Genomic DNA, 22,299 nt, shown 5'->3' with positions numbered 1-22,299 from the left:
TTCGTATAAGTACTTATTTATTATAGCAAAATTACGATTGGAAAGAAGTTAAATCATATATTCGTCCTTTGTTGTTGCCAGTGAAGGGCAGATTTAGTGTGTGGAGAATTCTGTTTACAACCATACCCGACGAAACATGGAGAAACTCTTTCAAATTACCGTTCGTACATGTCGTACTAATAAGCAATGCATAATCTCGTATAGCACCCTCATGCGCCACTTTTGAAAAATCTTTACAACTTTTACAACGCCACCCCTTCTTCACTTTAACCATTGGAATAACTAAGCATTTCTCACATTGTACTCCATTTAACAACTCCTCTTTTTCTATTTTATATTGCTCAAGTATATTTTGTTGAAGTGGAGAATGCTCCATTATTATTTGATGAATGAGCCTATCTACATTATCTATAACCTTTCTCTTATATTTACTTTCAAACCACTTTATTTTATGAGGTAAATTTGCACTATGAATAATTGTATGAAGAAGATTGTCATCTGAAGATTTTATAATGGTACGAGGCGAGCTAATAACAACGAGGGACTCGATCGGAAGACTAGAGGAAAATCCATGTAAGCTTAACCATTTCTTTAGTTGTATTTCTTGCCTTTTTATTTGTAAAACCGGATCTGGAAATCCCTCTGAATTTCCTTCTGTTATTCGGATAAGTTGATTAAACTTTGCATCAAACATTAATGTACCTGCTATATTTTTTATCTCAAGAAAAAGAAGAAACTTTGTGGAAAGGATAATAGTATCAATTTGAAAGTATTGATCATGATTAGATAAGCGAACGTCATGTAAAACACTGTACTCTTTCTCAGAAATAAAACTAAGTGGATAATCAATTGCTTGCTCCCCTTTATACCCCGCCATGTGTTTTGCTAAGTTTTCTCCAATTAAATTTCGTTTTGGATGATGTACAGGTAACCTTCTAAGAAGCGCTTCTAACTGTCTTATATAAATCGGCATTTTTCTTTCTTTCACAATCATCTCAAACACCCCTTTACAAATATATCAACGATTTTTTCAATATATCTATCACAACTCGCAATATATCAACGATTTTTCCAATATATCTATCATAACTCACAATATATCAACGATTTTTCCAATATATCGATCGGTCGACAATATCCGACACTACCTCCCTCCACTCACAGCATACCCCAGAAAAACACCCTCAGCAAAAACTTAAAATTGTATTTCCTCATAAAAAAACCATAACCCGCTCCTCTAGCAAAGTTATGTTTTTATCCTACAACGCCACTCTACCTATAACTTTGCCGTGAATTCCACAAAATCCATTTGTACCTATACCAACTTTCACCTTTTTCACAATGAAACTATATACGTTAAAATCGTTTCACGACGTTATTACTTCCGCATAGCTACAATTTATATAATAACGGTACAGTACAAATAACGTACTAAATCACTAAGTATGGGGGAATAACGATGAAAGAGGCGTTACTATTAGTAGACATACAAAATGATTACTTTGCAGGCGGCAATATGGAATTACATCAACCTGAAAAAGCCGCACACAAAGCGAAAGAAGTTTTGAAAGTATTTCGTGAAAAGCATAAAACAGTTATTCACGTACAACATATTGCGAACAATGAAGGGGCTACTTTCTTCTTACCCGATACAGTAGGTGTTCAAATTTATGATGATGTACAACCGATTGCTAACGAAAGAGTCATTCAAAAACACCACCCTAACAGTTTTTTAAGAACAAATTTATTAGAAACATTAAAGACAGAAGAAATAGATCAATTAGTCATTTGCGGTATGATGACTCATGTATGTATTGATGCAACAGTACGCGCTGCCAGTGACTTCGGATTTCAATGTATTGTAATTGAAGATGCTTGTACAACAAAAGATTTAGAATTCCAAGGAAATGTAATCCCCGCAGTACACGCTCATCAATCGTTCATGAGTGCATTAGAGTTTGGTGATATTTATGCAACAATCATGTCAGCGAGCTGTTTTATAAACAAAAGCAAATAAAGAATTACAGTTCCATATGAGAAAAGAAAGGATAAGTATCTTATCCTTTCTTTTTTTCAATTGTCTTAATAACAGTATTTATACGATAATCACCATAATGTAAAACATCTGCAAGAGCCTCTTCTAATTGCTGATGCGAAGATGTGTGAAGAGTCATGACATAGCACCCATCGCCGCTTATACGATACATTTCAGTAATTACGTCCATTTTTTCAAAAAAGTTTTGAATTTGATTATGATAGTGCGGTGCATGCAAAAATAGTGTAACAAAGGTCATAATAGAACCTTCTAGCTTAGCCCTGTCAATATTTATCGTATATTTTTGAATGACACCTGCCTCTTCTAATTTATTAATTCGTTTCCCAACAGCCTGGCCAGTCAAATGTACTATCTCCCCAATTTCCTTCCAGTTCATTCTAGCGTTTTCTTGTAGTAATTGTATAATCTTAAAATCTGTTGAATCAAACATGGGCATCCCCTTCCTATACGAAGCGAATTCTATAAAATCTTCATTTTCCTTACAGTTTTCCTCAAAAGTTTTGCACTACAATCGATTAGCTCTATTAGCAATTACATTATTGTTAGTGGCTTTCCTTCTTCTTTACAATGTATTTTTGGGATTACTCGTAGGCACTACAGCAAGCTAGCAATTTTTTATAAATATGAACATTTTTTAGGAATTAGTTTATCTTTTTTTAATGTTTTATTTAGAGGCAGTTTATAGTCGGGGATTAACATAAGAAACGTAGCAATTAAGTTTATATATGACGCACTGCTACTATAATCGCTAACCGTACTACTTGAAATCATAAAATAAGGAGACGATAAAACATGAACAAAAAAACAAAAGCACTATCATCCGTACTGCTCGGATTCACATTAGCATTAACAGGGTGTGCTGGTACTAAAGCTGAAGAAAATCATGGGAAACAAAAGCAAGAACAAGTTGCTAAAGAAACAAAAAAGGAAAATAAATTAACTAAAGGGCAAAAAATGGCTAATATTCTTAGCGAGACAAATTGGCAAGGTACACGAGTGTATGACAAAGATAAGAATGACTTAACAAAAGAGAATGCAAACTTCATTGGTCTTGCAAAATATGATGCGAAGTCCGGCAGATATGAATTTTTTGATGCTAAAACAGGTGCAAGTCGTGGCGATAAAGGAACTTTCTTTATCACAAATGATGGGAAAAAGAGAATATTAATTTCAGAATCAATGAAGTATCAAGCTGTCGTTGACATGACAAAACTAAATAAAAATGTATTTACTTATAAACGAATAGGGAAAGACGCTAACGGTAAAGATGTAGAAGTTTTCGTTGAACATGTTCCATATAAAGAAAAAGAACTTTCTTTCACTGATCCGGACAAGCAGCTGAACACGACTACAGGAGATATTGTTAAAAACGTTGATGGAGATAAAATTTTGGGCGGTACCCTTTGGCACGGAACAAAGGTATTAGACGAAGCTGGTAACGATGTAACACAGTTTAATTCGAATTTTATAAGTCTAGCAAAATTTGATGACAAATCTAATAAATATGAGTTTTTCAATAGCGAAACAGGTCAAAGCCGCGGTGATTATGGCTACTTCGATGTTGTACACGAAAATAAAATAAGAGCCCATGTTTCAATTGGAAATAACAAATACGGTGCTGCTCTTGAACTTACTGAACTAAATAAGAATAAATTTACGTATAAGAGAACTGGTAAAGACCAAGCTGGTAAGGATATAACTATATTTGTTGAACATGAACCTTATAAAGGTGATATGAAACCACAATTTAGCTTTTAAAAACGTTTGATTAAAGATCCTGTACTGAGTTACAGGATCTTTCTTATTAAGCAAGAGAACGAAAAGACGAAAAACATGTAGCTTTTCTTCTGCACAATATTCCCACCTTATAGTTGATGATTTACAAAACTTAAAAACATACCGATACAAAATAAAATTTGTGACCAAGTAAAAAGCGCCCTACTTATAGGGCGCTTGTTTTATACTTAATGACTAATACTAGCTGTTGGGTATAATGTTGTTCCTCCAATTGAAACTTTTATTTCATTTGTTAATGGAACATTTTGTTCATTAATAATTGTTCTCCACCATTCCCATGCAAGACCTGTACATTCTCTTGCTACAATTTTTATATTTTTTGAGTTCGGTGGAAGAGGGATAACTGTAGAGTAATGAGCCGTTTTGTCTTTTCCGCTACCATCCCATGTTTTATGTGTTAATACTTCGTTACCCTTTTGGTCAAATGTGAATTCATCCCAAGATACATCAAATTGAGCAACGTAAGCACCGTAATGATCAAGTGTCATTTTAGCACTTGAATATTCTGTAGTTGTCGTCTCAATATAATCTGTATTGTTATGAACAGCAGCAGTTGCATTATCTTTTAAGAAAGTGCTTGTATATGAAATTGGGTATGCTGGATTTTTAAGACTTAATTCAGCATTATCTTTAATGATATTTCGGATTTCATTGAAATCTTTAGTAACAACCTTGTTATGCTCTTTCGCATCTCCGCCTAATACTACAGCAGTAAAGGTACTTTCTTCAAAAATATCTTTATACTGTCCACTTGTTTCAACGCTGTTATTCTTAAGTAAGGCTTTAAAAGCAGCTTGTACATCTTTGCTCTTAGATGTTGTTTCTAATTTTACATAAATCGTTCTACCATAAGCTACATTTGAAACCATAACAGGTGGAGCCGAATTACTTACGCCTTTTCGAGTTAACTCGTCAAAAGTAACGCTATTATCAAAAAGGTCGGATGGATTGTTAGGTAGTTCAGCACTTACCGTATAAAATATTTGCTTATACGCCGCTACCATCACTTTTTTCTCTCCATTTGCAACCGCATTAAAATCAATGTTTAGACTGTTATCAAGATATTTAGCGTTAACATTAAGAGCACTTGCTATTTGTGATTTACTATAAACCATAGATTCCGTATACTGCATTCTTGCAGGTAACGTATGTGTTGTAGAATACTTTTCATTCCAAGTAGATACTAAATCGTCTACTGCTCCAGCTACATTACCATATGTCGGATTTTGGACAGTGATTGTATTTTCTTTTCTCATGCCCGGTAAGTCTATACTAATATTCAAAGGCTTTCTCTTAGCCACTAATAAACTTGGTTGATTGTCTGCAAAAGCTTTATTTGCAAGTTGTACAGCTCCTGGATACGTGCGATTCACTACAGAATCAATAATTGAAATATCGACTGGTGACGTTGTAAGTGATTTTTTCTCGCGTTCCACTACTACAAATTTACCATTTGAATTGATACTTTCTTTCGGAACAAAACTTTCTACTTTATCACCATTTACAGCTAAAACCTCTTGATTATTATATTTAAGATTTGCTATACCAGTATCAATGCCACTAGCATTTTTGGTTACATCAGTTGCATTACTTGCTTGTGTTTCTGCGAAGGAAATAGATGAATAATTAATAGTGCATAGACTAACTAATAAACATGCAAGGAACTTTCTTCTTTTAGTGTTTTTCTTAATATTCAGAAAAATCACCCCGTTCTTTTTTTAGTAAAATATGATAATGATTGATAAATGATAGCTAACTAATAAACTTACATAAATGCTTTTAAAAGTTCTTGAATTAACGGGATTACGCCACCTACAAATTTTAAAACTGCCATTGCGATTTCCATATTATTTCCTCCTTTTTATTGCTACGAAATTTTGATTTATCTTTATGCCCTCATTATAGTGACCCCTTACACTTTTATCAATACACTCTGATATGCAATATTACATATAAAAAAACAAGCTGAATTCTTTTAAAAAGTTATACAGAGATATTTTTTTCGTTTGGTACATACTTGAAAAGGTGAAGTATTCTTTTGCATTTTATAAGTAATCACATAAAAAAAGCTGCTGCCTATAAAATACAGACAGCAACTTCAACTAGAGTGGCTTGCATAATCTACGCAAGCTACAGTATTTTTTCACATTTTATAACTAATAAACTGCGATTGGCCCATAAGGACCATTAATAATTTCTATTTTTGTTTCAAAAATATCTGTCAAAAGTGTTGAGTCCATAACCTCTTCTACTGTTCCAAAAGCAGCAATTTGTCCATCTTTCATAGCACAAATTTTATCCGAGTATTTAGCTGCAAAATTTATGTCATGCATAACAGTCAAAATTGTTCTTCCAAATTCATTAGCTGCACGTCTTAAATGCTCCATCATTTGAACAGAACGAGCAACATCAAGGTTGTTCAGAGGTTCGTCCAAAAGTACATATTCCGTCTCTTGGCACAATACCATCGCTACATATGCCCTTTGTCTTTGACCACCAGAAAGCTCATCTAAATATCTATTCTCTAAACTAGTTAAATCTAAGAAATCGATATATTTAGAAATGATAACCTCATCTTCTTTAGTCAATCTTCCCTTTGAATAAGGAAAGCGCCCAAATCCAACTAATTGTCTAACTGTAAGCCTAGTTACAAAATGATTTTCTTGTCGCAATATAGTCAAAACTTTTGCTAAGTCTTTCGATTTAGATTCAGAAACATCCATATTTGCTACCTGAATTTGGCCTTCATCCATATCTAAAAGTCTGCCAATCATCAAAAGTGTCGTTGACTTTCCAGCACCATTTGGTCCAATTAAAGAAGTAAAGCCTGCTTTTGGTATTTCAATATCCAAAGGTCCTATTTTTACCTTATCAGTATAGAACTTTTTAACATTATCAATTTTTATCATAAAGCCCTCTTCCTTAAAACTATAGTTAAGAATATGATTCCACCAAATAATTCAATAATAACTGAAACTACACCTTGAGCATGGAATACATGATACATTAAAAAGTATGCGCTCGTCATTATTAAAAATCCTATAGCAAAAGCCATTGGGAAAATATATCTATGATCATAAGTTGACGCCGCCTGATAACTCAAAGTTGCTACTAAAAAGCCGTAGAAAGTAAGTGGCCCAATTAGAGCTGTTGAAATAGACATCAAAATAGCTACTAATACAAGCGTATAAATTACACTAGGTTGATATTTAACTCCAAAAGAAGTAGCAACATCTTTTCCTAGTGACAAAACATTCAAATTCTTAGAATGAGCAAAAATTAATACCGCTACAATTATGATCATAGGAATTACAATAGGAAAATATGCAGGATCTGCATGATTAACAGAACCAAATAATCTTGCTTGTAAAATATCAAATTCTGAAGGCGCAAGTAGTTTTCTCATGAAAGTTGACACAGAATTTAGCCCGGTACCAATAATAATTCCAACTAAAAGCATAAGTTGTAAATTCCCGTATTTACCGGAAAGTAACCATCCATAAAGTATTAAACTCATGAAGACCATAACAACAACTTGGAATAAAAATGATCCAATTCCATTAAAATTTATTAACGCACTAGCACCAAAGAAGAATACTGTACTCGTTTGAATTGCTGAATAAAGTGATTCGAAACCTAAAAGTGAAGGAGTAATAATTTTATTATTCGTAATAGATTGGAAAGCAACTGTCGACAAGCTATGGCAAACCGCAGCAATAATCATTGCAACAATAGCTACTATCCTTCTCTTAACGACTGGGATAAAAGAAGGTGAATCTATCGGAACTGGATTGTTATAAACTAAAAGTCCATATGAAGAAAGAAGACCTAAAGCAATCAATGTTATCAGTAAAATCCAATAACGTCTTGCTTCCTTCTTAGACCGAAAAGCGCTAGCTGATCTACTTTCATTATGAAGGCTAGAATCGATTTCGACATTTTCTTTTTTTCTATATTCTAATGTGATCATCGTAGCCTCCTTGGTTTTCTTTTTCTCAATAAAATAGTAATAAACACGACTGCTCCCACTGTTGCAAGTATTAAAGAAACAGGTAATTCAAAAGGCTGTATAATTGTTCGAGAAATGATGTCACAGGCAGTTATTGATCCCATTCCGATCACACAAACCCAAGGTAAATTACTCCTAAGATCATCACCTCTAAACATTGAAACGATATTTGGCACAATTAATCCTAAGAAAGGTAAGTGTCCAATAACAGCTGCAACAATTCCAACTGCAACAGAGATAAGAGCAGTCCCAAAAAGAACAATTCTATTGTAATTAACTCCAAGACTTGTTGCGACATCTTCTCCTAGTCCAGCTAAAGTCAATCTATTAGCATACATAAAAATAAGAAAAGTAATGATAACAATCAGCCATAAATATTCATATCTTCCCACCTGAATGTTAGCAAATGAACCTACAAACCAAGTTTCAATACTTTGCGTCTTTTGAAAAAGGAGTCCTAAAAAAGTAGACACTGCAGAAATTACTGCTCCAAGCATCAATCCAATAATCGGAACAATTAAAGACGAACGAAGCTTAACTCTTCTTAAAAATAGAAAGAAAATCATAGTTCCTATAAAAGAAAAAATGATTGCACCAGTCATTCTTTGAACTAAAGTCGGGGCAGGAAATAGTAAATACACAAAAAGCAGGCCTAAGCCTGACCATTCAATCGTCCCCGTTGTAGTAGGTTCAACAAAGCGATTCTGTGTAATGAGTTGCATGACGAGCCCTGCCATCGCCATTGCAGCTCCAGTAAGCATTAATGCAACTGTTCTCGGAACACGAGTGATGAAAAACATCTCCATTCCGTCCTCTTGTCCACGTATATCATAAACTCCAGTAAACAGTGATATAATCCCTAAAATTATAACAACTACAATCGCTATTATAAAAGGTTTTGTCCATATTTTATTTTGATTATAAAACTGGGGTTGAGAAATATTCTCAACCCTAGAAATCATATTTTTTGACACTGTTTCGTACCCCTTTACACTACTTAGCTAAAGTTTTTGCAAGATTTCCAAATAACTCTATATAAGTTTGAATTGATTCATTTGTGTAAGTATCTTCTGGTGCATAAATAACTTGTTTTTTAGAAACAGCAGTTGTGTTTTGAAGAGCTGGTGATTTAGAAATAACATCCTTAGCTGGAGCTGACTTAGCTGCATCAGATGTTGCAGCATCACGATCTAATACGAAAAGCCAATCAGGATTTGTTTGTGCAATAGCTTCAACAGAAACGTCATCACCTTTATGACCTGCAGTAGAATTCGAAACTTCTAATGCTGGAGTCCAACCGAAAATGTCATACATAGGTCCCCAAACGCGACCAGAATGTGGAGCAGCAAAGCCAATATTTCCACCAGTAACGATAACACTCATAACTTTATCTTTTCCGTTATAAGCAGATTTTGCTTTTTCAATAGATTTATCGAAATCAGCTACTAATTGTTTAGCTTCTTTATCTTTATCAAAGATTTTTCCTAGAGTAGTTGTAGAATTTTTAAGTCCATCTACTAAATTTTTTCCAGGCGTAGTAGATTTCTCAGAAACATCAAAATTAAGATCAATAACAGCTGCATTTGGCACTAATTTTTTGATTTCTTCGTAATGATCAGCAAATCTTTGACCAACGATTACAAGGTCAGGGTTTGCCGCTGCAATAATTTCAAGATTTGGTTCGCGGTGATTTCCAATATTTTGAACTTTTTCATCCTTTTTATATGCTGAATCAGCAGGCATGATATCCTTTGGAGCAGCCACTAATTTAATTCCCCAATCAGATAAAGTTTCAAAAGTTCTGTTATCCAAAGCAACTACATTCTTTGGGTTTACAGGTACTTTAACAGTTCCATGAGCATCAGTGATTTCAACCGTTTTTGGCTTATCATTACCATTATCTTTATTATTAGCCTTCGAAGTTTCTTTACTTGAATCTGAGCAAGCCACTAACATTAAAGTAAAAATTGCTAGAATACTCACTAATTTTAAAAGCATAGATTTTTTCATATGTATACTCCTTATAGTGTGATTTATTTCGAAAATGATGACATCCATAGATTGAATTAGAAGGTAACTTTTATTCAATTGAATCGCTATTGATAATCATTTTCATTTGAACATCCTGTTAATTAGTATAGTCATTAATTCTGTGAAAATCTTGTGAATCGTATGAATTCATAAAATCAAGCATAAAAAGTAATATGTGCGGTCAGGACTGTTGATTAACCTTCATTAAATACTTTCTCAACAAATACGGGACAGAGACCTTCCCTTACAAAATACGCGCAGTAATAGCTAATATTTCACAGAAACTACTTTATTATCTTATTTTTATCATTCAACCATTGAATAGCCTCTGCCATGTATCGTTTGAATATATCTATCTTTCTTCTCGCACTTTAGCTTTTTTCTTACATACCCAATATATAAGTCTACTACATTCGGATTTACTACTACGTCATATCCCCAAACTTGATTCAAAAGCATTTCACGGCTTAATATCGTATTTTTATTCTTAATTAAAAATACAAGTAAATCGTACTCGCGCTTCGTAAGCGAGAGATTTTTGCCACCTTTTTTCACAATATTGCTAGATGCATCAACAAAGAGATCTTTAAACTGAAAAAAGTTTGTCTCATTTTGCTGGTTATAGTCACTTCTTCTTAAAATAGCTTGAACTCTCGCTACTAATTCTTCCTTCACAAATGGTTTTCTAATATAATCATCTGCTCCTGCTTGTAACCCTGCTATGCAATCCTCGCTAGAAATATTGTTGGTCACAATAATGATTGGTGTCGTTTTAACAAGTCGTATTTGTCTACAAATTTCTGGTCCCGATATACTTAATGAATCCCAATCCAATATGATAATATCCCAATCTTGCTCATATGCTATATTTAAACCTTGGTTTTCATTGTGAAGTTTTAAAATGAAATGGCCCTCTTGCGTTAAACCGCTTACGATTTTCTTTGCTGAAGACCGTTCATTTTTAATCACCAACACCTGCTTCACCGATGGTTCACCTCTACTTCAATATAAATTATTTAGATAAAAAAATTATCCCGAAAAAATAATTTAAGATTTATAAATTTAAAACCCCTAAATAATCCATTAAAACAGTTTATTAGGAGAACTCTATATAATCTTACAATAGGTATGGATAAAAACACAAAACATATGAAGATTCGAATAAAGTAAAAAAATAATAACTACTTAACAATTGAGCGTTTACAATCTGCTATAGTATCTACCCGCTTATCATCAATAACCATTTTTTATTCTCTCTTTCAGGGATACCGTCCCATCAACTTCAGCATTCTATAAAACCACAAACAAAAAGAACCATAACCTCACCAACCTGGCAAAATTATGGTTCATATTATACAAAATAAAAAACCACCAAATATGTATTGGTGGAGACGGTGGGAGTCGAACCCACGTCCAAAAATATCGGCACTTAAGCTTCTACGAGTGTAGTCGATATATTAGCATTTCGCGAACTCTTCGGCCTATCGACAGGCTTCCAAGTTGCTAGTCTGGTTGTTCTCTTCCTTTGTCCTCAGACGGCGAACTCCGGCGTAGTCCACTTAGTTTGAGTCCCTTACCCTACCACATGGACGATGGAGGGAGGAACCTTTAGTGCAATTAAGCAGCTAAAGAAAGATTGTTTTGTTTGCCAATTATAGGCTTTGACGTTTTAACGAGGCCGATCCCCTCGACTCGCAACCTAAGCTCGAACTATCCCTGTCGAATCCGTAACGTCCCCATGATAAAAATGGAGCATACGAAGAAAATATCGTGATAGCTACTAAGAGCTGTTTTTCAATGTGCAACAACCTTACATAAGTTATTATAACATACGCGCTCCATTTTACAAATGTAAATATCTGTATTACATCTTTTGGCGATCACGGAACGCGCGTGCAATTTCACGTTTAGCTTCTTTCTCTTTTAAATCGTGACGTTTATCGTATTGCTTCTTACCTTTTGCTAAACCAAGTGCCATCTTTGCAAATCCATTTTTCAAATAAATTCTAAGTGGAACTAATGCGTAACCTGTTTCTTTCGCAGCGCCCGCTAGCTTATCAATTTCTTTTTTATGCAGAAGTAATTTTCTCGTACGAAGTGGATCATGGTTGAAACGATTCCCTTGTTCGTACGTATTAATGTGCATATTATGAACCCATACTTCACCATTATGTACACGTGCAAACGCATCTTTCAAGTTTACGCGTCCAGCGCGAATTGACTTAATTTCCGTTCCTTGAAGGACAAGCCCTGCTTCGTATGTTTCTTCGATGAAATAATCATGAAATGCTTTTTTATTCTGTGCAATAACCTTACCTGTACCCTTTGGCATATAACGTCCCTCCTCTATTTTTACTATTGTAACAAATGTTAATAAAAAGCGAAAGTGGCTCGCTCAGAATGTGAGGTGGATGGAGCTTCTGACCTTGAGGCGCTCTTTGCCTCTCGGGAAGAAGTGAAGCCGCCGAACATTCTAGCCACTGTAGCTGGATTCCATTAAAAGCGAAAGTGGCTCGCTCTCAAGCCACGAAGAAAAAAGAAAACGGCCCCGCTTTTCATCAAAGCGAAGCCACTCTTTTCTTACTTACGCTTTTTCTTTTTCTTCTTGAATCCTGGTACGTTTTCGAAGAATGCTTTTTTCTTCTTACCGTTACCATCTTTTTTTCCTGGCTGGCTAGCAGAAGCGGATGCAGATGCAGATCCTCTTCCTTTTCCTTTGCCACCACGGTCAAATTTTCTACCTGTGCCACGTTCACCGCCGCGCTCATTACTGCGCTCGCTACGTCCACCGCGTTTCTTTCTGCCTGTTCTTGGCTGTTCGATAACGACTGGACGATCTTTGAACTTACGGCGAGGTGTGCCTTTCATGCCAACGATTTCAAAGTCGATTGCACGCTCGTCTTTGTTTACGTTAATAACGCGAATTGTAATTTCATCACCGATGCGGAATACGTTTCCTGTACGTTCTCCGATCATAGCGAAATGTTGCTCGTCATAACGGTAGTAATCATCCGTTAAGTAGCTAACGTGTACAAGACCTTCAATTGTATTTGGAAGCTCTACGAATAAACCGAAGTTTGTTACAGAACTAATCATACCGTCATACTCTTCACCGATCTTATCAACCATATACTCTGCTTTTTTCATCTCATCTGTTTCACGCTCTGCTTCAACAGCACGGCGTTCCATATTAGAAGAGTGCTCTGCAATCTCAGGTAATTTTTCACGCCATTTTGCTTGCGTTTCGTTGTCGACTTTACCATTAATAATGTATTCACGAATTAATCTATGAACGATTGTATCTGGGTAACGACGAATTGGTGATGTGAAATGTGTGTAGAACTCAGTTGATAAACCGAAATGTCCTAAACTATCCGCATCGTAACGAGCTTGCTTCATAGAACGAAGCATAACTGTTGAAATAACTACTTCTTCTGGCTGTCCTTGAACCATTTCAAGAATTTGTTGCAGCGCACGAGGGTGCACTTCATTCGCACGTCCTTTTACCGCATATCCGAAGTTCGTTACAAACTCGAAGAAACGCTCAAGCTTATCTTCTTTCGGATCTTCATGGACACGGTACATAAACGGTACGTTCATCCAGTGGAAGTGCTCTGCTACTGTTTCATTCGCAACAAGCATAAATTCTTCAATTAACTTCTCTGAAACAGAACGATCACGCATAACAACATCAGTCGGTTTTCCTTCTTCATCCACTAATACTTTCGCTTCTTTAAAGTCAAAGTCAATTGCACCACGGCGCATACGTTTTTCACGTAAAATTTGTGCCAATTGACCCATCTCTTTAAACATCGGTACGAGCGGCTCATAACGCTTAATTAACTCTTCGTTCTCATCTTCTAAAATGCTTCTTACGTCAGCATACGTCATACGCTCTGCCGTTTTAATCACACTTTGGAAAATCTCGTGTTTAACAACATCACCTAAGTTGTTGATTTCCATTTCACAAGATAACGTCAGACGGTCTACTTTCGGATTTAATGAACAAATACCGTTAGATAGACGATGCGGAATCATCGGGATTACACGGTCAACAAGATATACACTCGTCGCTCTTTCCGCTGCTTCAACATCAATTGGAGAGCCTTCTTGAACGTAATGACTTACATCCGCAATGTGAACGCCTAGCTTGTAGTTACCGTTCTCAAGCTTCGTTACTGTAACAGCATCATCTAAGTCTTTCGCATCTGCACCATCAATCGTTACGATCATTTGATCGCGCAGGTCGCGGCGATCTTTTAAATCTTCTTCTGAAATCGTTTCTGGTACACTGTTTGCATGCTCCATCACTTCCTCAGGGAATGCTAAAGGTAAATGATGTTTATGAATGACAGATAAAATATCTACTCCTGGATCATTTTTATGACCTAGAATTTGAATAACTTCACCTTCTGCACTTAAACGATTCTCTGGATAGCTCGTAATTTTCACAACTACTTTATGACCTTCTACAGCACCCATCGATGCGCTTTTCAAGATAAAGATATCACTCGTCCAGCGCTTATTGTCAGGTATAACGAATCCAAAGTTTTTCGATTCTGTATATGTACCAACTAGTTCTTTCGTTCCACGCTCTAAAATGCGTACAATTGAACCTTCTTGACGCGAACCGCTCGATTGAGAACTAAGGCGTGCTAATACTGTATCGCCATGAAGTGCACCGTTTAATTCTGTAGGCGGGATGAAAAGATCATCGTCTCCCGTTTTCTTCTCGTCTGGTACAACGAATGCAAAACCACGTGCATGTCCAATTAACTTACCTCTTACTAAATTCATCTTTTCAGGAAGACCGTAACGGTTGCTACGTGTACGAATAACAAGTCCCTTCTCTTCCATCGTTACAAGTGCCTTTACAAAATCTTTAAAACCCTCAGAACCTTCAATTCCAAATGCCTCTTCTAACTCTTGTATCGTTAGCGGTTTATACGCTTCTTCTCTCATAAATAATAACAACTTATCAATATGTTCTTGTATGATTTCTTCCAAGCAAAAATACCTCCTTTAAAACCTTATATTATTTAGTGTATCCGAAAGATAGGGGATGTATAAAGTGAAACTTCAATACTCCCCTTATGATTTTTACAGTTTTCACAAAAAATTCCTTATGAAAAAAAGAGGCAACTAGATCTTACCAATCTAGTTGCTCCAAGAAGTTATATACATCCTCATGTAGCTCGTCACGTTGTTTATCAAGTGTAATGACATGCGTAGAGTCTTCATACCATTTAATGTCTTTTAACGTAGATTCTACACCGTTATAAATAATGTTAGCACTATCTGTATTAATCATTTCGTCATGACGTGCTTGTACAACAAATGTTGGCGCATAAATCATATCCACATTGTTACGTACGTCAGCAATTAATTGTTGTAATGCTTTTAATGTATTCATCGGTGTCTTTTGGAATTCCAACATTTCTTGTTCAATTTGTTCAGGTGATTTTTGCTCACGTTTTTTATATTCGCGGGCATATGCCAATATACCTTGGTACATCGTTTCTTCGCTCTTAATATACATCGGTGCACACATTGGTACTACACCTAAAACCGGTACTGTATAACCTAATTTTAAAGAAAATACGCCGCCAAGTGACAATCCAACAACAGCAATTTTCTCAAAACCTTTATCTTTTAAAAGCTGATATGCCTCCGTTACATCTTGCCACCAATCTGTAGGCCCTGTATGAACAAGCTCTTCTGGTGGTACACCGTGCCCTTTATAAATTGGCGCATGACAAGTATAGCCTTTCTTTTCTAAGAAACGCCCTAACATACGTACATCAGCTGAGTTCCCTGTGAATCCATGTAGTAATAAAACAGCGCGGTCTCCACCCTCAAATGTAAATGGTTTCGGAGATGCTAATTTCATCATGTATTTCTCCTCTTTCTCTTCTGTAATCTAGTCGTATTCTTTCTATATCTAGTGTACCATATTTGTATTTCTATAATCTAATTAGAAACTTTTTTCAAATAACAAAAAAGAAGAACCATTAGTACAACTTACTAACGCTTCTTCTTTCAATTCTATAAATTGAAGTACGTAACACCAATTGTTAATACAAAGAACAATACAGCTAAAACAATTGTAATACGGTTTAATACCGCTTCAATTCCACGTGCCTTTTGCTTACCAAATAATTGCTCCGCACCGCCTGAAATTGCACCTGAAAGGCCTGAGCTATTACTAGATTGCATAAGTACCATAACAATCATTAAAATCGATACAATAATAAGTAAAACTGATAATAACGTATGCACTTGGCGTACCTCCTACAAAGATTCAGTTATTGTAACTGTAGCATAAATTCTATAGAAAAGCGAGAGCTATAGAGGCGCTCTCGCTTTTCTTCTATTACATAAACATCATCGCAAATAACGGTCCAAGTAAACATGTCAAAATTGCTGTTAATGTCATTGTTACCGATCCAATAACACCTTCATGTTCGTTATTTTTCATCGCTCTCATCACGCCCATAATATGAGAAGCACATCCAAATCCGATACCTTTACCAACTGAGTTTGTAACACGGCTCCATTTTAATAAAAGTGGGCCTGTAATCGTTCCAGTAATACCTGCGATAACAACGAAAGCTGCTGTTAAGGAAGGTACACCACCGACTTGCTCTGAAACACTCATCGCAACTGGCATTGTCACCGATTTTGGTAATGACGATAAGATTAAGCTTTTATCCGTTCCCATAAGTGAAGCAATCGCAAAATCACTAGCGATTGCAACTGTTGTACCTACTAATACCCCGCCAGCAATCGGTACAACATATTTTTGCAGAACATGACGTTGTTTATAAAGAGGAATTGCAAATGCTACAACACCGGGTCCAAGTAGCTTTGCAATCCAGCCACCACCACTTTCCATATAATGTTGATATGGTATATCAAGCACGATAAATAGGAAAGCCATTAATCCAGTTGCTACAAGCATTGGAATGGTGAATGGTGTTGGAAATAATTTATAGATTTTTTTAGATAATTGATATAATAGCACCGTAAAAAGAACCCAACCGATTCCGATTAATATTTGGCTCATCGCGACTCTCTTTCCTTCCTATTCGCAAGATATTGTCCTGTATGTCCTGCGACAATAATAATTAAAAATGTACTCGCTACAACTGTAATGAAAAGAGAAATTCCTTTACTCATAAAAAAAGCACCGTAATTCATTAGGCCAAGCGTTGGCGGAATTAATAAAAACGGCATAATAGCAACGAGTGTTTCTGCTCCTAAATCGAACCATTTCACTGGAAGAACTTTTAGGCTAAGTAAAACAAGTAAGAGGAACATTCCAATCAAACTTCCTGGAATCGGAATATTTAACATTTCTTGCACCCAAGTTCCAACCATATAAAACACGTAAAGAGCAGCAATTTGGACAAGAATCTTTGTAAATTTCATGTTCATCATCCCTCATGTTTATACGATCTTCTGTTAATATCTTTATCATAGTATAAATTGTAAAAAGCTGCAATTTATCAACTTGACAGCAAAAACAGCCTATGTTATACGCTTACAACCTTGATATGACTGCATTTCTAAACGAAAATTACGTCAAAAACCTTGACCTAATATAAAAAGTTTTTATTTTCTGAATTTAAAAGACTATTATTTCAATAAAATAATCTTTTTATCCTTAAACTTACATATATATAAAGTGAAACTTTAATCATTGAGGTTTTCCTCATCCCCATTAATTATTAGCCCTCACCAAGCGGATTTGTACCGGATAAACAAGATAGGTGGTGAACATATGCCCAAAAAAGTTCTCATTTTTTGTGATCCTGGGATTGATGATACGATGGCTCTCCTCTTAGCATTCTTTATCGATGAAATAGAAATCGTCGGTATCGTTGCTGATTACGGCAATGTTCCAAAAAAAATGGCCGTAGAAAATGCTCATTTTTTTAATAACGAAACAAAGAATAGAAATATCAAGATATTCGGTGGTTCAGAACGTCCCCTTACTGGTGCCCCACCTGCGTTTTTTACGGATGTACATGGGAAACAGGGGCTCGGTCCAATTATTCCAAAGGTGAATGTGACTAACGGAGAAATGGAGAATTTTTTTGAAGTCATTCCTCTTATTGAACAGTATAAAGATGAATTAATCATTGTGAGTTTAGGAAGACTTACCTCCCTAGCAATTTTGTTTATCATGTGCAAACAGTTAATGAAACAAATTAAACCTTACTACGTAATGGGCGGTGCCTTTTTACATCCTGGTAATGTTACCCCTATTTCCGAAGCAAACTTTTATGGCGATCCTACTGCTGCTAATATAGTCCTTCAATCCGCAGTTAACATGTACATATACCCATTAAACGTTACCCAATATTCCGTCATTACACCAGAAATGGCAGAATACATTGAGGCAAAAGGAAAAGCTCCACTTGTCAAACCGTTATTTGATCATTATTACTACGGATATTATAAAGACGCCCTACCACATTTAAAGGGGAGCCCCTTCCATGACACAATGCCAATACTCGCTTTATTTGATAACTCTATGTTCACGTATCATAAATCACCTATTGTTGTCATGACAGAATCCTCTGCACAAGGAGCAAGCATAGGGGAATTTCGCTCTCTAGTGAACCAGAAGCCATTTATTGATTGGCCGGTTCATCAAATCGCAATTGATTTTGACTATAACCGCTTCTTCAAACATTTCATGTCACTTATGACGGGTGAACAATTTTAGCATAAAAAAACAGACCGTGATTTCTCACGGTCTGTCGTTTATTTTCTACAATTATCGTTTGATGTTATAGAAAGATTTGATACCATCGTAAACAGCGATTTCGCCTAGTTCGTCTTCGATGCGTAATAATTGGTTGTACTTAGCAATACGGTCAGTACGGCTCATAGAACCAGTTTTGATTTGGCCAGCGTTAGTTGCAACTGCGATGTCAGCGATTGTAGCATCTTCAGTTTCACCAGAACGGTGAGATACAACTGCTGTGTAACCAGCACGTTTAGCCATTTCGATAGCTTCGAAAGTCTCAGTTAAAGTACCGATTTGGTTAACTTTAATTAAGATTGAGTTAGAGATACCTTTTTCGATACCTTCAGCAAGTTTTTGAGTGTTAGTTACGAATAAATCATCACCAACTAATTGTACTTTATCACCGATACGCTCAGTTAATAATTTGTGACCATCCCAGTCGTTTTCGTCTAAACCATCTTCGATAGAGATAATTGGGAAGTCTTTGCAAAGCTCTTCATAGAAATCAACCATTTCTGCAGAAGTTAAGCCAGTACGGCCTTCGCCTGCAAGGTCATATTTACCAGTTTCTTTGTTGTAGAACTCAGAAGAAGCAACGTCCATTCCTAAGAATACGTTCTCGCCAGCTTTGTAACCAGCTTTTTCGATAGCTTCGATGATTACTTCTAAAGCTTCACGGTTAGAACCAAGGTTTGGAGCGAATCCACCTTCGTCACCTACTGCAGTGTTAAGACCTTTGTCATGTAATACAGCTTTAAGTGCATGGAATACTTCAGCACCCATACGGATTGATTCTTTGAATGTTGGAGCACCAACTGGTAAGATCATGAACTCTTGGAAGTCAACGTTGTTATCAGCGTGAGAACCACCGTTGATGATGTTCATCATTGGAGTTGGTAATTGTTTTGCATTGAATCCACCAAGGTAACGGTATAATGGAAGACCTACGAAGTCAGCTGCTGCGTGAGCTACTGCCATAGATACACCAAGGATAGCGTTAGCGCCTAGTTTACCTTTGTTTGGAGTGCCATCTAATTCGATCATAGCACGGTCGATACCAGCTTGGTCAGTTACATCGAAACCAGCGATTTCTGGAGCGATAATTTCGTTAACGTTGTTTACTGCGTTAACAACACCTTTACCAAGGTAACGAGATTTGTCACCGTCACGTAATTCTACTGCTTCGTGCTCACCAGTAGATGCACCACTTGGTACGATAGCGCGTCCGAAAGCGCCGCTTTCTGTGTAAACTTCTACTTCTACAGTTGGGTTACCACGAGAGTCAAGGACTTCGCGAGCATAAACATCAATAATTGTTGACATAATAAATTCTCTCCTTTTTATATAAGCAAATTATTTAATAATTGTTTTACCTGTCATTTCTTTCGGTTGTTCCACATTTAAAAGTGTAAGCATTGTTGGAGCGATATCTCCTAAAATACCACCTTCACGAAGCTCTACATCATTTTTTGTAACGATGAAAGGAACCGGGTTAGTTGTATGAGCTGTCATAGGACCACCATCAGCAGTTAACTCCTGATCAGCATTACCATGGTCAGCAGTAATAAGTGCTACACCATCTTTTGCAAGAATCGCTTCTACAACTTTTCCTAAACATTCGTCAGTTGCTTCTACTGCTTTAATTGTTGGTTCCATCATCCCAGAATGGCCAACCATATCACAGTTCGCAAAGTTAAGAATGATAACATCATGTTTATCATTTTCGATTTCATTTACTAAAGCGTCCGTTACTTCGTAAATGCTCATTTCAGGTTTCAAGTCATACGTTGCAACCTTTGGTGAGTTAATTAAGATACGTTCTTCTCCTGGGAATTCAGCCTCACGACCACCGCTAAAGAAGAATGTAACGTGCGGATACTTTTCAGTTTCCGCGATGCGAAGTTGCTTTAATCCCGCTTGCGCAACAACTTCACCTAAAGTGTTATCAAGGTTCATTGGCTTGAATGCCACGTATCCATCTACAGTTTCACTGAAGTGTGTCATACATACGAATTCTGGAATGTGAGGTACTTTTTCACCACGATCGAACTCACGGAAGTCTTCGTTTGTAAATACACGAGCAATTTGAATTGCACGGTCTGGACGGAAGTTATAGAAGATAACTGCATCATCATCATTGATTGTTGCAACTGGCGTGTTATCTTCGTTAACAATTACAGACGGCAATACGAATTCATCATAGATACCGTTAGCATAAGAGTCTTCTACACACTCTTCTGCCGATTTATAAGTAGGTCCTTCACCATTCACCATAGCACTGTAACATTTTTCTACGCGATCCCAACGCTTGTCACGGTCCATAGAGTAATAACGACCAGAGATAGTCGCGAATTGTCCTACTCCTGTTTCTTTAATTACTTCATTCGTTGCATCGATATAACCTTTTGCTGTTTGTGGTCCAACATCGCGGCCGTCTAAGAATGCATGGATATAAACTTTCTCCACGCCTTCTTTTGCTGCTAAGCGAAGAAGAGCAAACATATGGTTCATGTGACTGTGCACACCACCGTCAGAAAGTAAACCGAATAAATGAAGTGCAGTACCTTTTTCCTTTACGCTTTTAATTGCATTTTGAAAAGTTTCGTTCTTATCGAACTCGCCTTCACGAATTGCAACGTTAACGCGTGTTAAGCTTTGATATACTACGCGGCCAGCACCGATATTTAAGTGACCAACCTCAGAGTTACCCATTTGACCTTCTGGAAGACCTACTGCCTCGCCACAAGCTGTAAGCGTTGTGTGAGGGAATTTGTTCCAGTAACCATCAAAATTAGGTTTCTTAGCTTGTGCTACAGCATTCCCGTAAGTTTCTTCACGAAGTCCGAAACCGTCAAGAATGATTAAAGCTGTTGGCTTTCTCATTTTACCGCCCCCAGAAGACCTAAGAACGAAGCAGGCTCTAAGCTAGCACCGCCAACTAAAGCGCCGTCGATGTCAGATTGTGCCATATACTCTTTAATGTTTTCTGGTTTTACGCTACCGCCGTATTGGATACGAACAGCTTCTGCAGCTTCTGGAGAAACAGCTTCTGCAACAACTTTACGGATGTGCGCACATACTTCGTTTGCATCTGCAGAAGAAGAAGATTTACCTGTACCGATAGCCCAGATTGGCTCATAAGCGATAACAGTTGCTTTAACTTGCTCTTCTGTTAAACCTGCAAGTGCTTTTGTCACTTGACCTGCTACTAGATCAAATGTTTTTCCGCTTTCGCGCTCTTCTAAAGTCTCACCACAACATACGATTGGTGTTAAACCATGTTCAAATGCTGCGATAGTCTTTTTGTTTACTGACTCATCTGTTTCAGCAAACATTTCACGACGCTCAGAGTGGCCAAGTACTACATAGCCAACTTTTAAGTCGCTAAGTGCTACTGGGCTAATTTCGCCAGTGAATGCACCATTTTTTTCGAAGTGCATGTTTTGTGCACCTACTTGTAAGTCAGTTCCTTCAGTTGCTGCTACAAGGCGCTCTAAGAATAGAGCTGGAGAGCAAACTACTGCATCAACAGCTGAAGCTGCTGGGATTTGACCTTTAACTTCCTCTACGAAGCTAACTGCTTCAGATAGAGTTTTATTCATTTTCCAGTTACCTGCGATAATTGGTTTACGCATGCTTTGCACCGTC

The 22,299-nt window shown here is 36.6% G+C and carries 20 protein-coding genes and 1 other RNA gene; 3 read left to right on the top strand and 18 right to left on the bottom strand.

What is annotated here, in order from left to right; all coding sequences use genetic code 11:
• Positions 1-31: 31 nt before the first annotated feature.
• Positions 32-994 carry a nuclease-related domain-containing protein gene (locus ACQGSG_RS02585; protein WP_070757732.1) on the bottom strand — a complete coding sequence of 321 codons (963 nt, stop codon included), beginning with the start codon at positions 992-994 and terminating at the stop codon, positions 32-34.
• A gap of 465 nt (positions 995-1,459) precedes the next feature.
• On the opposite strand from ACQGSG_RS02585, the gene ACQGSG_RS02580 reads away from it, so the two are divergent.
• The gene (locus ACQGSG_RS02580) at positions 1,460-2,017 is read left to right on the top strand and encodes a cysteine hydrolase family protein (protein WP_098877232.1); all 558 of its coding nucleotides are present in this window, start codon (positions 1,460-1,462) and stop codon (positions 2,015-2,017) included.
• A 40-nt stretch (positions 2,018-2,057) separates the two neighbouring features.
• On the opposite strand, the gene ACQGSG_RS02575 is transcribed toward ACQGSG_RS02580, so the two are convergent.
• Positions 2,058-2,486, bottom strand: a complete 429-nt coding sequence (locus ACQGSG_RS02575; RefSeq protein WP_229180809.1) for an Lrp/AsnC family transcriptional regulator — start codon at positions 2,484-2,486, stop codon at positions 2,058-2,060.
• 362 nt (positions 2,487-2,848) lie between these two features.
• Here ACQGSG_RS02575 and ACQGSG_RS02570 point away from each other — a divergent pair, with 362 nt between their 5' ends.
• On the top strand, positions 2,849-3,814 hold the full coding sequence (locus tag ACQGSG_RS02570) for a DUF4822 domain-containing protein (protein WP_048568710.1): 966 nt from the start codon (positions 2,849-2,851) through the stop codon (positions 3,812-3,814).
• Between the two features lie 206 nt (positions 3,815-4,020).
• Here ACQGSG_RS02570 and alo read toward each other — a convergent pair whose 3' ends face one another.
• The 13 genes from alo to ACQGSG_RS02505 form a co-directional block, all read right to left on the bottom strand.
• Positions 4,021-5,559, bottom strand: a complete 1,539-nt coding sequence (gene alo / locus ACQGSG_RS02565; protein ID WP_000576728.1) for an anthrolysin O/cereolysin O family cholesterol-dependent cytolysin Alo — start codon at positions 5,557-5,559, stop codon at positions 4,021-4,023.
• A 450-nt stretch (positions 5,560-6,009) separates the two neighbouring features.
• On the bottom strand, positions 6,010-6,762 hold the full coding sequence (locus ACQGSG_RS02560) for an ABC transporter ATP-binding protein (RefSeq protein WP_000590071.1): 753 nt from the start codon (positions 6,760-6,762) through the stop codon (positions 6,010-6,012).
• Positions 6,759-7,823, bottom strand: a complete 1,065-nt coding sequence (locus tag ACQGSG_RS02555) for an iron chelate uptake ABC transporter family permease subunit (protein WP_000631245.1) — start codon at positions 7,821-7,823, stop codon at positions 6,759-6,761. The genes ACQGSG_RS02560 and ACQGSG_RS02555 overlap by 4 nt, the downstream gene beginning before the upstream one ends.
• Positions 7,820-8,836 (bottom strand): ABC transporter permease, encoded by a 1,017-nt coding sequence (locus tag ACQGSG_RS02550; protein WP_061655239.1) that lies wholly within the window; start codon positions 8,834-8,836, stop codon positions 7,820-7,822. Before ACQGSG_RS02550 ends, ACQGSG_RS02555 begins: the two co-directional genes overlap by 4 nt.
• A gap of 19 nt (positions 8,837-8,855) precedes the next feature.
• Complete coding sequence (locus ACQGSG_RS02545) at positions 8,856-9,872, bottom strand: siderophore ABC transporter substrate-binding protein (protein ID WP_214631729.1); 1,017 nt, start codon at positions 9,870-9,872, stop codon at positions 8,856-8,858.
• A gap of 327 nt (positions 9,873-10,199) precedes the next feature.
• Positions 10,200-10,877: a response regulator transcription factor gene (locus ACQGSG_RS02540; RefSeq protein WP_000815809.1), complete on the bottom strand. Its 678-nt coding sequence runs from the start codon at positions 10,875-10,877 to the stop codon at positions 10,200-10,202.
• Between the two features lie 399 nt (positions 10,878-11,276).
• Positions 11,277-11,631: a transfer-messenger RNA gene (gene ssrA, locus ACQGSG_RS02535) on the bottom strand.
• 126 nt (positions 11,632-11,757) lie between these two features.
• On the bottom strand, positions 11,758-12,225 hold the full coding sequence (smpB, locus tag ACQGSG_RS02530; RefSeq protein ID WP_001123919.1) for an SsrA-binding protein: 468 nt from the start codon (positions 12,223-12,225) through the stop codon (positions 11,758-11,760).
• 248 nt (positions 12,226-12,473) lie between these two features.
• Positions 12,474-14,900: a ribonuclease R gene (rnr, locus tag ACQGSG_RS02525; RefSeq protein ID WP_325842562.1), complete on the bottom strand. Its 2,427-nt coding sequence runs from the start codon at positions 14,898-14,900 to the stop codon at positions 12,474-12,476.
• A gap of 142 nt (positions 14,901-15,042) precedes the next feature.
• Positions 15,043-15,783, bottom strand: coding sequence for a carboxylesterase (gene estA, locus ACQGSG_RS02520; RefSeq protein ID WP_000761986.1), 741 nt, complete (start codon positions 15,781-15,783; stop codon positions 15,043-15,045).
• A gap of 155 nt (positions 15,784-15,938) precedes the next feature.
• Positions 15,939-16,172, bottom strand: a complete 234-nt coding sequence (gene secG / locus ACQGSG_RS02515) for a preprotein translocase subunit SecG (RefSeq protein WP_000557264.1) — start codon at positions 16,170-16,172, stop codon at positions 15,939-15,941.
• 94 nt (positions 16,173-16,266) lie between these two features.
• Positions 16,267-16,959, bottom strand: coding sequence for an LrgB family protein (locus ACQGSG_RS02510; protein ID WP_000078304.1), 693 nt, complete (start codon positions 16,957-16,959; stop codon positions 16,267-16,269).
• Entirely contained in the window at positions 16,956-17,324 is a 369-nt protein-coding gene (locus ACQGSG_RS02505) for a CidA/LrgA family holin-like protein (protein ID WP_000673222.1), read from the bottom strand. The genes ACQGSG_RS02510 and ACQGSG_RS02505 overlap by 4 nt, the downstream gene beginning before the upstream one ends.
• Before the next feature lie 352 nt (positions 17,325-17,676).
• On the opposite strand from ACQGSG_RS02505, the gene ACQGSG_RS02500 reads away from it, so the two are divergent.
• Positions 17,677-18,627: a nucleoside hydrolase gene (locus ACQGSG_RS02500; protein WP_098581757.1), complete on the top strand. Its 951-nt coding sequence runs from the start codon at positions 17,677-17,679 to the stop codon at positions 18,625-18,627.
• A 51-nt stretch (positions 18,628-18,678) separates the two neighbouring features.
• Here the strand turns inward: ACQGSG_RS02500 and eno are convergent, their stop codons facing one another.
• The 3 genes from eno to tpiA are packed head-to-tail and all read right to left on the bottom strand — an operon-like array spanning position 18,679 to position 22,286.
• Positions 18,679-19,974 carry a phosphopyruvate hydratase gene (eno, locus tag ACQGSG_RS02495; protein ID WP_000103951.1) on the bottom strand — a complete coding sequence of 432 codons (1,296 nt, stop codon included), beginning with the start codon at positions 19,972-19,974 and terminating at the stop codon, positions 18,679-18,681.
• A gap of 30 nt (positions 19,975-20,004) precedes the next feature.
• The gene (gpmI, locus tag ACQGSG_RS02490; RefSeq protein ID WP_001231158.1) at positions 20,005-21,534 is read right to left on the bottom strand and encodes a 2,3-bisphosphoglycerate-independent phosphoglycerate mutase; all 1,530 of its coding nucleotides are present in this window, start codon (positions 21,532-21,534) and stop codon (positions 20,005-20,007) included.
• The gene (gene tpiA / locus ACQGSG_RS02485) at positions 21,531-22,286 is read right to left on the bottom strand and encodes a triose-phosphate isomerase (protein ID WP_001231038.1); all 756 of its coding nucleotides are present in this window, start codon (positions 22,284-22,286) and stop codon (positions 21,531-21,533) included. Before tpiA ends, gpmI begins: the two co-directional genes overlap by 4 nt.
• Between the last annotated feature and the right edge of the window lie 13 nt (positions 22,287-22,299).

This window comes from Bacillus sp. GMa5/1, from assembly GCF_050172015.1.
In the GTDB taxonomy this organism is placed as follows: Bacteria; Bacillota; Bacilli; order Bacillales; family Bacillaceae_G; genus Bacillus_A; species Bacillus_A cereus.
This window is presented reverse-complemented; position numbering and strand designations above follow the sequence as displayed.

Excerpts from the sequence above, each read along its gene's own strand:
- ACQGSG_RS02585 (WP_070757732.1), bottom strand. The coding sequence starts at position 994 with ATGATTGTGAAAGAAAGAAAAATGCCGATTTATATAAGACAGTTAGAA.
- ACQGSG_RS02580 (WP_098877232.1), top strand. The coding sequence starts at position 1,460 with ATGAAAGAGGCGTTACTATTAGTAGACATACAAAATGATTACTTTGCA.
- ACQGSG_RS02575 (WP_229180809.1), bottom strand. The coding sequence starts at position 2,486 with ATGTTTGATTCAACAGATTTTAAGATTATACAATTACTACAAGAAAAC.
- ACQGSG_RS02570 (WP_048568710.1), top strand. The coding sequence starts at position 2,849 with ATGAACAAAAAAACAAAAGCACTATCATCCGTACTGCTCGGATTCACA.
- ACQGSG_RS02560 (WP_000590071.1), bottom strand. The coding sequence starts at position 6,762 with ATGATAAAAATTGATAATGTTAAAAAGTTCTATACTGATAAGGTAAAA.
- ACQGSG_RS02555 (WP_000631245.1), bottom strand. The coding sequence starts at position 7,823 with ATGATCACATTAGAATATAGAAAAAAAGAAAATGTCGAAATCGATTCT.
- ACQGSG_RS02545 (WP_214631729.1), bottom strand. The coding sequence starts at position 9,872 with ATGAAAAAATCTATGCTTTTAAAATTAGTGAGTATTCTAGCAATTTTT.
- smpB (WP_001123919.1), bottom strand. The coding sequence starts at position 12,225 with ATGCCAAAGGGTACAGGTAAGGTTATTGCACAGAATAAAAAAGCATTT.
- estA (WP_000761986.1), bottom strand. The coding sequence starts at position 15,783 with ATGAAATTAGCATCTCCGAAACCATTTACATTTGAGGGTGGAGACCGC.
- ACQGSG_RS02510 (WP_000078304.1), bottom strand. The coding sequence starts at position 16,959 with ATGAGCCAAATATTAATCGGAATCGGTTGGGTTCTTTTTACGGTGCTA.
- ACQGSG_RS02505 (WP_000673222.1), bottom strand. The coding sequence starts at position 17,324 with ATGAAATTTACAAAGATTCTTGTCCAAATTGCTGCTCTTTACGTGTTT.
- ACQGSG_RS02500 (WP_098581757.1), top strand. The coding sequence starts at position 17,677 with ATGCCCAAAAAAGTTCTCATTTTTTGTGATCCTGGGATTGATGATACG.
- eno (WP_000103951.1), bottom strand. The coding sequence starts at position 19,974 with ATGTCAACAATTATTGATGTTTATGCTCGCGAAGTCCTTGACTCTCGT.
- gpmI (WP_001231158.1), bottom strand. The coding sequence starts at position 21,534 with ATGAGAAAGCCAACAGCTTTAATCATTCTTGACGGTTTCGGACTTCGT.
- tpiA (WP_001231038.1), bottom strand. The coding sequence starts at position 22,286 with ATGCGTAAACCAATTATCGCAGGTAACTGGAAAATGAATAAAACTCTA.